The organism is Streptomyces sp. NPDC041970, from assembly GCF_055588985.1.
The window spans coordinates 209,605-223,467 of sequence record NZ_JBVJCD010000001.1; the positions used below are offsets into that span (position 1 = coordinate 209,605).

The window sequence follows — 13,863 nt, forward strand, 5'->3', positions numbered from 1 at the left end:
GACGCGCTAAGCTGCGAGCGCCTCGTGGGGGAAGTCCGGTCGAAGTCCGGCGCTGACCCGCAACGGTAGGCGGAGCCGTGCGCCAGGTTCCGCGAGCCCGATCACCCGCGGTGGTGAAGCTCCTGTCGATCGCCGTGGACTGCGAGAGGTGCTGCGCACGGCGCCCAGCGCCCGGAGCCGCTCCTCACCACACGTAGGCGCACGGCCCGAGGCGAAGGCGAACCGCCTGTGGCAACGCTCCACGACCGCTTGCCCGCCGTGCCGCGCGACGGTACGCGCAGCGGGCCCCCACGACCCCGACGCGTCCCGCTGCCCCTGCTCGTGGCGGTCCTGTGCGCCGCGCTCCCGCTCTCCCTCGTCTGCGGGGCGGCCATCGGGGCGTCGGGGCTCTCCTGGGGCCAGGCCCTGCACCACCTGTGGGCGGGGCTGACCGGTGGGTCCATAGCCCCGCACGAGGTCGCCTCGTACACCATCGTGTGGGACCTCCGCTTCCCGCGCGCCGTGCTGGCCGCGGTCGTCGGCGCCGGACTCGCCGCCGTGGGCGTCGCCGTGCAGGCCATGGTCCGCAACGCGCTCGCCGACCCGTTCGTCCTCGGCATCTCCTCCGGTGCGGCCGTCGGCGCCAACGCCGTCCTCATCTTCGGCGTGTTCGGGGCGTTGGGCGTCTGGGCGCTCTCCACGGCGGCGTTCCTCTCCGCCCTCGCGGCCATGGTGCTGGTGTACGCGATCGCCCGGAGCCCGCGCGGGCTCACACCGCTCCGCCTCGTGCTGACCGGTACCGCCCTGTACTACGGCTTCTCGGCCGTGACCACGTTCATGGTGTTCGCCGCCGAGCACGGCGAGGCGGCCCGGTCCGCGATGATGTGGCTGCTCGGCAGCCTGGGCGGCGCGAACTGGGGCTCGGTGCCGATCGCCGCCGGCGCGGTTCTCGGCGGCCTGGTCCACCTCGGCTGGTCGGCCCGGCGGCTGAACGCCCTGGCGATGGGCGACGACACCGCCACCGCGCTGGGGGTCGACCCCGGACGGCTCCGCAAGGAACTCTTCCTCACCACCGCCGCCGTCACCGGCGCGGTGGTCGCGGTCAGCGGGGCGATCGGCTTCATCGGCCTGATGGTCCCGCACGCCGCCCGGATGCTCGTCGGGGCGGACCACCGGCGGCTGCTGGCCGTCGCCCCCCTGGCCGGCGCCGTCCTGCTGATCTGGGTGGACATCCTGGCCCGCGTGGTGCTCGCCCCCGCCGAACTGCCGCTGGGCGTGCTGACGGCCGCGATCGGGGTGCCGTGCTTCGTCCTGCTCATGCGCCGCCGTACGTACTCCTTCGGAGGTGTGTGATGCGAGTCGATATCGACGCCCTCACCGTGGAGGTCTCCGGTGCGCGGCTGGTGGAGGACGTCTCGCTGCGCGTCGGCAGCGGCACGTTCGTCGGGCTCGTGGGACCCAACGGCAGTGGGAAGTCGACCCTGTTGCGGTGCGTCTACCGGGCCCTGCGCCCCACGGCCGGCGCGCTCCGCGTCGGCGGCCGGGACGTGCTCACGATGAGCGCGCGGGAGAGCGCGCGCCGGCTGGCCGCCCTGCCGCAGGAGACGGTCGCGGAGTTCGACTTCACCGTGGCCGAGGTCGTGGCCATGGGCAGGCTCCCGCACCAGTCGTCGGCGGCCCGGACCACCGACGAGGACCGGCGGACGTGCGCCGCGGCACTGGAACGGGTCGGCGCCGGCCACCTCGCCGACCGCGCGTTCCTCACCCTCTCCGGCGGCGAGAGGCAACGCGTGCTGATCGCCCGCGCCCTGGCCCAGCGGCCACGGGTGCTGGTGCTGGACGAACCCACCAACCACCTGGACGTGGCCCAGCAGTTGGATGTGCTGTCGCTGGTACGCGACAGCGAGCTGACCGTGCTCACCGCGCTGCACGACCTCAACCTGGCCGCGACGCACTGCGACGTCCTCCACGTCATCGACGGCGGACGGATCGTCGCGTCGGGCGCCCCCGACGACGTCCTCACGCCCGAGCTGCTGGCCGCCGTCTTCGGGGTGCGGGCGCACCGCGTCCGGCACCCCGCGACAGGCGTGGCGCACCTGCTCTTCGACCGCCTCCCCCCGCGGTGAACCGCCCTCCCCCGCCCCGTCCCGAAGGAGTCGCCGCCATCATGCCGAACCGTGTCCGCCCCGCCGTCCTCGCTCTCGTCCTCGCCCTCGCCGTCACGGGCTGCGGGGCGGACGTGGCTCCGGAGGACGGAGAGGGCGCGCGAGCGTCCGACGGCCACTATCCGGTCACCATCGACAACTGCGGCGAGAAGAGGACGTACCACAAGGCCCCGCGGCGCGTGGTCACCAACGACGTCGGCATCACCGAGATCATGTTCGCCCTCGGCCTGGAGGACCGCATGGCCGGATACGTCATGCCCGACGACAAGGGCGACCTCTCGGCGGTGCCGTGGAAGGACGGCTACCGGAAGACCAGGTGGCTGTCGAAGGAGCGGATCAACAAGGAGCTGGTCCTGGACGCCGGCGCCGACCTCGTCTTCGCGGGCTGGAACTACGGATTCGACGAGGGCGAGGGGTTCACGCCCGCCGCGCTGCGCCGCCTGGGCGTCGACTCGTACCTGCTGAGCGAGTCGTGCCGCAACGGGCGGGGCGGAGCCCGCGGCGTGATGGCGCCGCTCGACGCGCTGTACACGGACCTGCGGAACCTGGGCGCGGTGTTCGACGTCCAGCAGAGGGCCGAGGCCCTGGTCGCCTCGTTCCGCGCGGAGGTGGCCGAAGCCGAGGCGACGGCGTCGAAGGGCGCCGACCGGCCGCGCGTGTTCCTCTACGACAGCGGGCGGGACAAGCCGTTCACGTCCGGGGCCTACGCCGGCCCCCACGACATCATCACCAGGGCCGGCGGCGACCACGTGATGAAGGACCTCCAGGACAGCTGGACCACCGTGGGCTGGGAGACGGTCGTCGCCCGCGACCCGGAGGTGATCGTGATCAACGACTACGGGGACACCACCGCCGCCCAGAAGCGGGCCTTCCTCCGGTCCTACAAGCCCCTCGCGAACGTCTCCGCCGTCAGGAACGACCGGTTCGTCGTCCTGGACTACGTCGACCTGGTCGAGAGCCCGCGCAACCCCGCGGCCGTCACCTCGCTCGCGAAGGAGTTCAGGAACCTGGGCTCCTGAACCCGCGGGCCCCGCCGGAAGGGGCGGGGCCCGCGGCGCCTCACCCCTCCGCGGGGGGAGGGGAGGACCTGGCCACGGTGCGGGCGAGGACGAGCGCCGCGAGGGTGAGCCCGCCGAGCACCGCCGCGGCGCCCCGGTAGCCGCCGAGGGCGAGCCCCACGCCGCCGAGCCCGGCGCCGAGGAAGACCCCGAAGCTCATACCGGCCGCGTTGACGCTCAACGCCGTGCCGCGCAAGGGGCCGCAGCGCCGTACGAGCAGCGTGGTGACGCAGGCCGCCACCGTCGCGTGGCCGGCGCCGACGAGCGCCGTCAGCGGAAGGGCCCACAGCAGCGAAGCCGTGCAGAAGACGCCGACCAGGGCGGCCAGGGACACCAGCAGGGCCGACACCATCAGCCGCTCGCCGGAGATCCTGGGCCGGGCGGCGCTCAGCAGCCGGCCGGCGACCAGGTTCCCGAGGAAGAACGAGGCCCCGCTGAGCGTCCACACCAACGCGAAGGGCTCGGGCTCCAGGCCGAAGCGGTCGTCGTAGAACGCCGCGAGGTAGGCGAGGTACCCCATGAAGGCCGCCGTCCGCAACAGGGCCACCAGCAGCAGCGGGACCACGCCGGGCAGCGCGCCCAGCGACCGGAACGACTCCAGGTAGCCCGGCCGGCCCGCCCCGCCGGCTCCGGCCGCCTCCTCACGGAGCCCGTCGTCCCGGCGGCGGCCGCGCAGCAGGAAGTACAGGGCGAGCCCGGCCGAGACCCCGGCGATCGCCCACAGGTCCCCCCGCCACCCCCACAGCAGAGCGGGCAGGGCCACCAGGGGCGCCGCGAGCAGGGCGGTCAGCGACTGGGTGGCGGTGATGAGCGTCGCCGCACGGCCCGCGGCCAGCTCGGTGTCGAAGCGGTCGGCGGCGGCCGCGGTCAGGGCCGGGTTGAGTACGGCCGTACCGGCGCCGACGAGCAGGCAGAAGGCCGCCAGCAGCAGGAGGTCGCCGCTCGCGCCGAGGACGGACGCGACGGCCAGGACGGCGAGCCCGCCCGCCGCGGCCCACTCCTTGCGCACGCGGTCGACGAGCGGGGCCAGGGCGGTGCCCACGGCGAGAGCCGCCAGCCCGCCCAGCCCGCGGAGCTGTCCGAGTGCGGCGACGCCGCCGCCCGCCGCGTGCGCGAGGGGGACGAGGAAGGTGCTGTAGATGGTGAAGGGCACGAGCCCCACGGCGGAGGCGAGCATCAACGGCCACAGGACGCGGGCCATCCTCCAGTCGCTCGGCACGCTTCCGCCGCTCTCCGCGCCCGCTCGGCCCGTGCGCCGCGCGGACGCCGCAGGGCCCTTGGTCCCGCCGCTCACGCCCGCCCCGCCCGGTACCGGTACAGCGCGGTCTCGTCGGCGCTGAACTGGGAGAAGGGGAACGGTTCGGCGGACAGCGCGGTCACCCCGGCGCCCAGGAAGGCGCGGGCCACGGCGCTGCCGGTCTGGGCGTACACCACCAGCGGGGTGCCCTGCTTGCGGCAGTGCTCCAGGAGCCGGTCGAAACCATCGTTGCCGAGGGTCATCCCGGTGGCGACCACGGCGTCCGCCGCGTCCAGGACCTCCGCCATGTCACCGGCCACCGGATCGCCCCAGTCGGTGGTGCGCAGGCTGAGGTCGCAGGGCAGCGGGACGCCGCCCCGGGCGCGTATCGCCGCGACGAGCGGGTTGACGACGCCGATGAGCGCCACCTTCGCCCCGGCCTCGATGTCGAGGAGCCCGGCGACGGCGGCGTCCCGGTGCCGCGCCCGCGCTTCCGGCGGGCCGGCCGGCAGCGTGACCGCCTCGGCGTCCGGCGCGTCGCGGTGCGGCCGCACCCGGCCGAGGTAGGCGTCCAGCGCGGCGATGCGCACCGGCGCCGACGCGTGCCGGATCAGGGTGTCGAGGTTCTCCCCCGAGGCGTCGGCGCAGAAGTCGGGGGCCAGTTCGCCCGCCTCGAAGGAGCAGGCGCCGAACGCGTCGCCGGACCTGAGCAGCAGGTAGTGGTTGCGGTAGGTGACCCGGCTGCCGGCCAGCCGGGTCGTGTGGTGGAGCCAGAAGGCGCTGGTGACGGCCAGTTCGCGGGGGAGAGGCCCGAAGTCGCCGTCGAGGACGGCTTCCTGGAGTTCGGGGACGGAGTACGGCGGTGAGGGGGGCATGTCGGTCCTTTCTCAGGGGTCTCAGGGGTGGGGAGGGGGTCTCGGGGCGGGGCGGCGGCGGCCGGAACGCTAGGCCCGCTCGGGCGCCGGGAGGGGCGCGCCGCGCGGCGGTGCGCCGTCCGGCGCGGGCGGCCAGTCCATCGCGGACCACGGGTGGCGCAACTCGCGCTGGTCCGTGACCTCGTGGGGGCGCATGGCTCCCGGGCCCGCGGCCTCGGCGTGGTGGGCGTAGGCGCTGTCCACGTACCGGTGCCCGGTGTCGGCGGCGAGGAAGACGTACGTCCTGCCGGTGTCGCGCTCGCGCTCCCAGAGCGTGGCCAGGTAGGCCGCGCCGGCCGACAGGCCGGCGAAGATGCCGCTGGCGCGGAGGAGTTGGACGGCGCCCGACGTGGCGTAGTCGAAGTTGACCCAGTGGACGCGGTCGTACAGACCGTGCCGGACGTTCTGGAACGGGATGGAGCTGCCGATCCCGGCGATGATCATGTCCGGGTCCAGGACGTGCTCGGCCCCGAAGGTGACGCTGCCGAACGGCTGGACGCCGACGAGCGCCACGTCCCGGCCGGCCTCGCGCAGGAAGGTCGCGACGGCGCCGGTCGACGCCCCCGTGCCGACCCCTCCGACCAGGGACAGCGGCCCCTCCGGGACCTCCTTGCCGACCAGGTCGGCCACGTCGCGGTAGCCGAGGTAGTGGATGGCGTCGTGGTACTGCCGCATCCAGTGGTAGTGCGGGTTCTCCCGCAGGAGTTCCCCGATCCGCTCGACGCGCAGGTTCTGGTCCAGACGCAGGTTCCTGGACGGGCGGACCTGCTCCAGGGTGGCGCCGAGGATCTCCAACTGGACGCGCAGGGTGCGGTCCACCGTCGTGGAGCCGACGATGTGGCAGCGCAGCCCGTAGCGGTGGCAGGCCAGGGCCAGGGCGTGGGCGTAGATGCCGCTGGAGCTGTCGACCAGGGTGTCGCCGGGCTCGACCTGGCCGGTCTCCAGCAGATGGCGTACCGCGCCGAGCGCCGAGGAGAGCTTCATCGTCTCGAAGCGCAGGCAGACCACCCCCGGCGGCACGGTGACGACGTCGGGTTCCCTGAGGGCCTCGGCTATGTGCTCGTGCATGTCCTACTCCTCGTGGGTCGGGTGACGGTCGGTCAGGCGGCGGCGCGGCGGCGCAACTCGAAGAGGTACGCCCGGCAGTCGTCCCCCTCCCAGGTCTGGGGGGACACCACCGGGTAGACCGCGCCGTCCGGCGCCGGCGGGTCGCGGGCGACGTCGAGCAGCCGGTCGTGCACGGTGCGGCTGGTGCCGCCGGGGGCGAACACGCCCGGCGGCGGAGTGAACGCCCGGCCGTTGTCGCGGGGATGCGCGGGTGGTGTGGATGTCGGACTTCGCGCTGTTGATCGCCGGGATCTCGTCGTGGGGGAGCGTGTCGGGCAGCGACGCCGGCACCGCGCGGGCGTCGTCGCGCGGTGCGGCCGTGTCGGTCGTGGGCCGGTCGGTCATGGTTCCTCCGTGCTCGGATGGATGGGGGAGGGCGTGGCGCCCCACTCGGGTCGCGGGGCGCCGCGGGGGATCAGGAGGCGGACGCGGCCCCGGTGGCCGGTTCCGCGGCCGCCAGGGCCGTACGGAGATCCGTGGCGCGCACGAGCCGCCGGGTGAGGGCGGCCCGAGGCTCCCGCACCACCTTGTCGGGAGGGCCGGTCTCGATGACGCGGCCGCCGTCGAGGACCACGAGGCGATGGGCGACGGCGGCCAGGAGTCCCAGGTCGTGGCTGACCCACAGCAGCGCGGTCCCGTGCTCCTCGCGCAGGCGTGCGAGGGCGGCGAGGACCGCTTCGGCGGCGGCCGGGTCCAGGGCCGTCGTCACCTCGTCGCAGACCAGGACGTCGGGGGCGGCCAGGACCGCCCGTGCGAGCGCCGCACGCTGCAACTCGCCGCCGGACAGCCCCTCGGGCCGCCGGTCGACGGTCCCGCCGTCCAGCCCCAGGCGGCCCAGCAGCCCGTACGCCTCGGCCCGAGCCGCGCCGGAGGCCAGACCCCGCAGGCGTACGGCCGTACGGGCGACCTGCTCGGCCACCGTGTGCCGCTCGTCGAAGGAGGCGCGCACCTCCTGCCACACGTACTGCACGCGCCGCTTCTGCTCGGCGGTGCGCCGCCGCAGGACGGGGAGGGCCGCGCCGTCCAGGAGCACGCTGCCGCGGTGGCGCTCGTGGAGCCCGGCGACGCAGCGGGCCAGGGTGGTCTTGCCGCTGCCGGACAGCCCCGCCACGCCGACGCACGCGCCGGGCTCCACGGCCAGGTCCACGCCGCGCAGGACCGGCCCGCGGCCCCGGCCGCGCAGGTACGCGGAGAGGTCCCGCACCTCCAGCACCGGAGGACGGCCGGCGGCGCGGGGGACATGGCGGACGGTGGCCGCCGCGGGTCGGGCGGGCAGCACGTCCTCCGGCGCGCCGGCGGCGGTGACGCGGCCGCGGCGGAGGAGGACGACGTGGTCGGCGAGCGCCCGTACGAGGTCGTGGTCGTGGCTGAGCAGCAGGATCGCGAGCCCGCCGCGGGCGAGCGCCGCCAGCTCCCCGGCCAGCCGCATCCGGGTCACCGTGTCGAGACCGGTGCTCGGCTCGTCGAGGACGAGGGCGCGCGGCCGGCACACGAGGGTCTGGGCGAGCGCGACACGCTGGCGCTGCCCACCGGAGAACTGGTGCGGGAAGCGCCGCTCGACGTCCCTGCCCCCAGGGAGCTGGGCGGCCCGGAGCGCCGCGCCCACCGCGGCCGGCCCGGCGGCCTCCGGGTGGTGCAGCCGGGCGAGTTCGGCGAGGACGGCCCCGGTGCGGCGGGCCGGGTTGAGGGCGCTCCCCGGATGCTGCGGCATGTACGCGATGACGCGCCCGAGCAGCGCGGCCGCGCCGCCGGTCGGACCCCGTTCGTCGACGGCGCCGACGCCGCCGACGGTGACCCGGCCGCTCAGCCGTACGCCTGGGCCGGCCTCGCCGAGCAGCGACAGGGCGGCGGTGGTCTTGCCGCTGCCGGACGGGCCGACGAGGGCGGTCACCCGGCCCGCGTGCAGGTCGAAGTCGACCGCGTCGAGCAGCACCGCCCGCCCGGCGCGTGCGGTCAGCCCGCGGACGGTGGCGAGCACGGTCATCGGACGGCCTCCTGGGCGTGGTTGCGGGAGCCGGCCAGCACGCGGTCGGCGAGCAGGTTGAGCCCCACGGTGAACATGACGAGCAGCGCGGCGGGCGCCAGCACCGCCCACGGCTGGAGCAGCAGGCCCTCGCGGCCGCGCGAGACGCTGACCGCCCAGTCGGGAGCCGTCGGGTCCAGCCCCAGCCCGAGGAAGTTCGCGGACGCGACGAGGAAGACGGCGAGGGTGATCCGGGTGCCGACGTCGGCGGCGACCGGTGCGAGCACCGAACGGGCGATGTGGTCGAGCTGGACGCGGGCCCAGGACTCGCCCTGGACCCGGAGGGCCTCGGTGACGGGACCGCTCGCCGCGTCCAACGCGGCCGCGCGCACCAGCCGGGCGACGGGCGGGACGTTGACCGCGGCGACCGCGAGGGCGATGGCGGCGGGCGAACCGCGCCACCCCACCGCGACCACGCTGATCACCAGCAGGGTCGGCAGCGGCAGCAGCACGTCGAGCGGGCGGATGAGCAGTTCGTCGGCCCACCGGCGGCGTGCCGAGGCTGCCAGCAGGCCCATGACCCCGCCGACCAGGTAGGCGACCGCGACCGCGCCGAGCGCCATGCCCAGCGCGCTGCGCCCGCCGTGCATCAGCAGCGCCAGCACGTCGCGGCCCAGCCCGTCCGTCCCCAAAAGGTGTGCGCCGCCCCGGCCCGCGTACGGGGCGGCCGCTCCGGTGGCGGGCTCCTCGGCGAACAGGGGGCCCAGCACGGCGACGCCCAGGGGCAGCGCGAGGAGGAGGGCGCCGACGGCCGCCGCGACCGGTGCGCGGCGGCCGCCACCGGTCCGGGCGCCGGGGCGCTCGGCGGGTCGCGCCGGGGGCGGGCGCTTCACCGCAGGACCTCCGTCCGGGGGACGAGCCGATGGCAGAGCAGGTCCGCCGCGAGGCTGAACAGCAAGGTGGCGGCGGCGACCACCAGGACCAGGCCCTGCACGGTGGGCACGTCGCGTGCCTCGACCGCCTGCACCAGGGCGGTCGCGACGCCGGGGATGGCGAAGACCGCCTCGACGACCAGCACGCCGCCGACCAGGTTGTCGCCCACGCGGGCCAGTTCCTGGATGCCGGGGACCGCCGCGTTGGGCAGGACGTGGCGCAGGACCAGCGTCCGGCGGGGGACGCCCAGGCGGCGGGCCTGGACGACGTACCCGGCCTTCAGGACCGTCACCACCCCCGCCCGCACCTGCCGGGAGAGCAGACCGGTCAGGCGGGCGGCCACCACGGCGACCGGCAGGACGAGGAGCGCCGGCCGCACGAGCAGGTCCGCGGCCTCCACGCCCACCCAGGTCGCGGGCAGCCAGCCCAGCCGCAGGGACAGGGCCGCGACGAGCAGCAGGGCCAGGACGAAGTCCGGTACGGCGTTCAGGGCGAGGGTGACCGAGGTGACGGCCCGGTCCAGGCGGCCGCCCTCGTGCAGGCCCGAGGCGGTGCCGAGGACGACGGCGAGGGGGACCACGGCGGCGACCGTCACCGACGCGAGCACCAGGGTGGTGCCGACCGCCCCGGTCAGGATGTCGAGGACCGGTCCGCCGCTGACCAGGGAGGTGCCCAGGTCGCCCGTGAGGACCCCCGACGCCCAGTCGGTGAAACGTTCCAGCGGAGGCCGGTCCAGGTGGAGCTGCTCGCGCAACGCGGCCACCTGGGCGTCGGTGGCGTCCTCGTCGTTGCGGACGTCGGCCGCGTCGCCCGGCAGCAGGGCGGTCAGCAGGAAGACCAGCGCGGCGAGCAGGGCGAGTTGGACCGCTCCCAGGGCGATCCGCTGCAGGGCGTACCCGCGCATCGTCAGACCAGCCAGGCCTTGTCGAACCGGGCCGAGTCCAAGGTGTTCGGCGGAGCCGCCTCCATGCCCCGCACCCGCGACGAGACCCCGTTCAGCCAGTCCGGGTGCCCCCACACGAGCAGTCCGCCCTCGTCGTGGACGGTGCGCTGCAACCGGCCGTAGAGCGCGGTGCGTTCGGCCTCGTCGGTGGTGGACCGGGCCGCGTCGAAGGCCGCGTCGAAGTCCTTCCGGCGCCAACCGGAGGCGTTGAACGCCGACGTGGTCAGCAACCGGTCGTTGACGTAGGCGGGGATGGTCATCGCGCCGGAGCGGTGGCTGCCCATCGCGCCCTTGGTGAGCTGGTCCTTGAAGTAGGTCTCCGCCGGACCGGTGGCGACCCTGATCCGCAGGCCGGCGTCGGCGGCCTGCTCGGCGAAGAGCGTGGCCGCCTCCACGAAGCCGTTGGCCGCCGAGGAGGTGTAGAGGGACAGCGTCTTGTTGAGCGCGCCCGCCCTCTTCAGCAGGGCGCGCGCCTCCGCGACGTCACGGGTGCGCTGCGGGACGTCCTCGGGGTAGTACCGGTAGCCCTTGCCGAACATGTCGTTGCCGACCACGCCCCGGCCCGCGAGCACCACCTGGACCAGCTTGTCGCGGTCGGCGAGCAGCTTGAACGCGAGGGTGACGTCGGGGTCGTCGAAGGGCTCCTGGTCGCACTTCATCACGATGGCGTGGGCCGCACCGCCCTTCGCGGCGAGTATCCGGACCGCCCCGTCGGCCTGGACGGTCCGGGCGAACGTCGGGGTCATCTCGTAGCCGAACTCCGCCTCGCCGGCCCGCAGGGCGTTGCCCCGTGCGTCGGCGTCGGCGGACAGGACGTGCAACTCGTCGACGTACGCGCCGCCGTCCCAGTGCTCGTCGAAGCGTTCGGCGACGAAGGAGCGGCCCGCCCGGAAGGACGCCAGCCGGAAGGCTCCCGTGCCGACGGGCCTGGCCGGGTCGGCGTACCGGGCACTGACGACGGCCGTTCCCAGCGTCCCGAGCAGCGCGGGGAACTCCGCACCGGGACGGCGCAGCACCAGCTCCACGACGTTCTTCCCGACCTTCCGGCTCTTCCCCAGGTCGATGTCGGAGAGCAGGCCCTGCGCGAAGTGGGCGGTGGCCTTCGGGTCCAGGATGCGGCCGAAGGTGAACAGCACGTCCTCGGGCGTGAGCGGCCTGCCGTCGTGGAACAGCGCGTCCCGCAGGGTGAACCGCCACACCGTCGCGTCGGTGTTGGACTCCCACTTCGAGGCCAGCCGCGGCACCGGCGCCATGGTGGCGTCGAGCTCCACGAGCCGGTCGAACAGAGCCTTGGTCCGGGCCATGTCGATGGCGAGGGCCTCCGCGTGGGGGTCGATCGTCTCCTGCCCGCCCCCACCGGTGAACAGGGCCCGGAACCGCCCGCCGCGTCTGGGCGCCGCCTTCCCGTCGGCCGCGTCGCCGCCCCCGCAACCGGTGAGGGCCAGGGCCCCCGCCGTACCGGCGGCACCGGCCAGGGCGAGGAACTCCCGGCGGTTTCGGAATGTCGACATGCTGCTCCCGGATCACTTGGCGTGGACAGTGCGCACGGAGATCCCCGTGGAGGCGGAAGACGCGGTGGGGCCGTGGCGCCGAAAGCTTTACGGAAATGAAAACGATTGTCAATACCGTCTGACGGGGCGTGCGTGGAGGGGTGGGAGCCTCTTCGACCCCACGCCGACGCGTGACGGAGGAGGCGGCCGCGTCGAGTGCCTGTGCGACGCTCCGGGGGCGGGCGGCGGTCGGGTCGCGGGTGTGCGACGTGGCGCTTCACCGCGACCTACGAGGCCGACGGCACGCCGGCCACCGAGACGCTGCCCAGGGGGGTGCGTCCTGACCGTGGACACGGGCACGGACACGGTCGGCGCGGTGCGGGCGAAGGGGTACGAGAACGCGGGCGGGCCGCCCGTCCTCTCCGACGTCACGTCGTACACGATGCACGGACAGCAGGCCGGCCGAGCCGGACCCACGGGTTCGACTGCGGAGGCGGACTACCCCTACGACAGGACGGCTGGAGGCTGCTCCGCCCGCTCCCGCACCTTCGACCAGAACTGCAACCGAACCCATCTCGGCACCGCTGCGACGAAAACCTGGAGCCTGGACGGGGTCGGTCGTCGCCACGAGGCCGTCACGCAGAAGCAGGACTCCAGCGGGGTCTGGACGACGTCAGGGACCGACACCAACCACTACGGCGCGAGCGGTGACAGTCCCGCCTGGAGTGAGGACGAGCAAGCGGACGTGACGCGCGACGTCGCCGTCCCGACGGGCGGCCTCGCCGCGATCACCTCGTCCGCAGGGGAGAGGCTCCTTCAACTCAGCCATCTCTACGGCGACATCGCGGTCCGTGTGCCCTTGGACAGCGTCAAGCCGGTCGACGTGCAGCGGTACGACGAGTGCGGCAACCCCTTGGACGGCACTGCGGCGGCCGTACGGAAGGCTGGGCGGCTACCAGTGGTCCGCCGGCACCGTCAGCGGTCTCGCCCTCGTGGGGAGCCGCCTCTACAGCCCGACCAACGGGTTCCCACAGCACTTTCCCGGCAGGGGTGTCGACCACCTCTTCCCGAAACGCTCCTGGTCTGATGAGCAACGATCCGTTGAGTCCTGGCTGATCGACGCGAATGCTCTGGGTCGGGCGGCTTGGGCCTGGCTTGCCGACCGGGAGTCGGACGCGGGCGGGTCGCGGGCACCGGCCGTCGACGCCGCGGCGCTGCCGCCGGGAGCTCCGCCCGAAACGGCCCGCGTCCACGGGCGTTCCGCCCCACGATGGAATACTCCATATCCGCCGGGAGGCTGCTGTGTCCTCACGCCGTCCGGGCTGCCCGCCGAAGACTCCGCCACCTCCGAAAAGGCCTGTCGAGTCGCCCCGGCCGGAACAACAGGACGTGCCTCCGCCCTCCCCAGTCACGACCCGCGGTCGTGACGTACGGAACTGGGCTTTCACCCCGAGCCCGGCCGCCGCCGCCCGCGCGGGCCGGGAGGTCGCGCAGGCGCTGCACCGGTGGGGGTACCGACCCAACGACGACCAGCCGCAGGAGGTGGTCGAGCTGCTGTTCCGCTCGGCGGCGGAGGACGGCGGCCGACGCGTCTCGCTGCACCTGGCCGACGACGAGGCGTGCAACCAGGTGATGCTCCTGGCGCTCAGCCACCGACAGGACATGCCGCCGAGCGACGGCGACCAGGTCCTGCGAGACACCGCGCACATGCGGTCCCTCGCCGCCCTCGGCCCGCGCGACGTCGGTGTCGAGACCACCGCGGACGGGCGCCGCTGGTGGGCGGTCCTCGACCTCCCGCGGTCCGAGCGCCCCCGTGAGCTGGAAAGCGGGGCCGCCCGCCCAGCCGTCCGTGGTCCCCTCAAGCTGGAACGTCCCCCTGCCTGAACCTGTCCAGGACGGTTTTCCCCCGGCCGGCGTGGGCCTCGGAGGCGCGGTCGCCTCGTGCGTCCAGCCATGCGCGGTGAGCCGGTCCCGGACGCGCAGCGTCTGCGGGTGCAGGCTGCACGTGGCCGGATCGGCGCAGGCGGCGCGGGTCGCCGCGGCAATGGCCCGACCTCGGCCCGGACCGCCGGAG

13 protein-coding genes are annotated in these 13,863 nt (G+C 74.7%); 5 read left to right on the forward strand and 8 right to left on the reverse strand.

Features of this window, described 5'->3' with window-relative positions; all coding sequences use genetic code 11:
* Positions 1–228 precede the first annotated feature (228 nt).
* The 3 genes from ACZ6EJ_RS00890 to ACZ6EJ_RS00900 are packed head-to-tail and all read left to right on the forward strand — an operon-like array spanning position 229 to position 3,163.
* Positions 229–1,332 (forward strand): FecCD family ABC transporter permease, encoded by a 1,104-nt coding sequence (locus ACZ6EJ_RS00890; RefSeq protein ID WP_469263485.1) that lies wholly within the window; start codon positions 229–231, stop codon positions 1,330–1,332.
* Positions 1,332–2,105, forward strand: coding sequence for an ABC transporter ATP-binding protein (locus tag ACZ6EJ_RS00895; protein WP_469263486.1), 774 nt, complete (start codon positions 1,332–1,334; stop codon positions 2,103–2,105). The genes ACZ6EJ_RS00890 and ACZ6EJ_RS00895 overlap by 1 nt, the downstream gene beginning before the upstream one ends.
* 41 nt (positions 2,106–2,146) lie before the next feature.
* Positions 2,147–3,163, forward strand: a complete 1,017-nt coding sequence (locus ACZ6EJ_RS00900; protein WP_469263488.1) for an ABC transporter substrate-binding protein — start codon at positions 2,147–2,149, stop codon at positions 3,161–3,163.
* Between the two features lie 40 nt (positions 3,164–3,203).
* Here the strand turns inward: ACZ6EJ_RS00900 and ACZ6EJ_RS00905 are convergent, their stop codons facing one another.
* From ACZ6EJ_RS00905 to ACZ6EJ_RS00940, 8 genes are all read right to left on the reverse strand, one after another.
* Positions 3,204–4,421 carry an MFS transporter gene (locus ACZ6EJ_RS00905; protein WP_469263490.1) on the reverse strand — a complete coding sequence of 406 codons (1,218 nt, stop codon included), beginning with the start codon at positions 4,419–4,421 and terminating at the stop codon, positions 3,204–3,206.
* Between the two features lie 71 nt (positions 4,422–4,492).
* Positions 4,493–5,314 (reverse strand): Rossmann-like domain-containing protein, encoded by an 822-nt coding sequence (locus ACZ6EJ_RS00910; protein ID WP_469263492.1) that lies wholly within the window; start codon positions 5,312–5,314, stop codon positions 4,493–4,495.
* A 69-nt stretch (positions 5,315–5,383) separates the two neighbouring features.
* Positions 5,384–6,421 (reverse strand): pyridoxal-phosphate dependent enzyme, encoded by a 1,038-nt coding sequence (locus ACZ6EJ_RS00915; protein WP_469263493.1) that lies wholly within the window; start codon positions 6,419–6,421, stop codon positions 5,384–5,386.
* 32 nt (positions 6,422–6,453) lie between these two features.
* A complete protein-coding gene (locus tag ACZ6EJ_RS00920) occupies positions 6,454–6,624 on the reverse strand; it encodes a hypothetical protein (protein ID WP_469263494.1) in 171 nt (56 codons plus the stop codon).
* Positions 6,625–6,875: 251 nt separating this feature from the next.
* Entirely contained in the window at positions 6,876–8,444 is a 1,569-nt protein-coding gene (locus tag ACZ6EJ_RS00925) for an ABC transporter ATP-binding protein (protein WP_469263495.1), read from the reverse strand.
* Entirely contained in the window at positions 8,441–9,316 is an 876-nt protein-coding gene (locus ACZ6EJ_RS00930) for an ABC transporter permease (protein WP_469263497.1), read from the reverse strand. Before ACZ6EJ_RS00930 ends, ACZ6EJ_RS00925 begins: the two co-directional genes overlap by 4 nt.
* Complete coding sequence (locus ACZ6EJ_RS00935) at positions 9,313–10,260, reverse strand: ABC transporter permease (RefSeq protein ID WP_469263498.1); 948 nt, start codon at positions 10,258–10,260, stop codon at positions 9,313–9,315. The genes ACZ6EJ_RS00930 and ACZ6EJ_RS00935 overlap by 4 nt, the downstream gene beginning before the upstream one ends.
* 2 nt (positions 10,261–10,262) lie before the next feature.
* Positions 10,263–11,810 (reverse strand): ABC transporter substrate-binding protein, encoded by a 1,548-nt coding sequence (locus ACZ6EJ_RS00940; RefSeq protein WP_469263500.1) that lies wholly within the window; start codon positions 11,808–11,810, stop codon positions 10,263–10,265.
* Between the two features lie 325 nt (positions 11,811–12,135).
* Between ACZ6EJ_RS00940 and ACZ6EJ_RS00945 the strand changes: the two genes are divergently transcribed.
* Both ACZ6EJ_RS00945 and ACZ6EJ_RS00950 read left to right on the forward strand, forming a co-directional pair.
* Positions 12,136–12,876 carry a hypothetical protein gene (locus tag ACZ6EJ_RS00945; protein WP_469263502.1) on the forward strand — a complete coding sequence of 247 codons (741 nt, stop codon included), beginning with the start codon at positions 12,136–12,138 and terminating at the stop codon, positions 12,874–12,876.
* A 302-nt stretch (positions 12,877–13,178) separates the two neighbouring features.
* Entirely contained in the window at positions 13,179–13,673 is a 495-nt protein-coding gene (locus tag ACZ6EJ_RS00950; protein WP_469263504.1) for a hypothetical protein, read from the forward strand.
* The last annotated feature ends 190 nt before the right edge of the window (positions 13,674–13,863 follow it).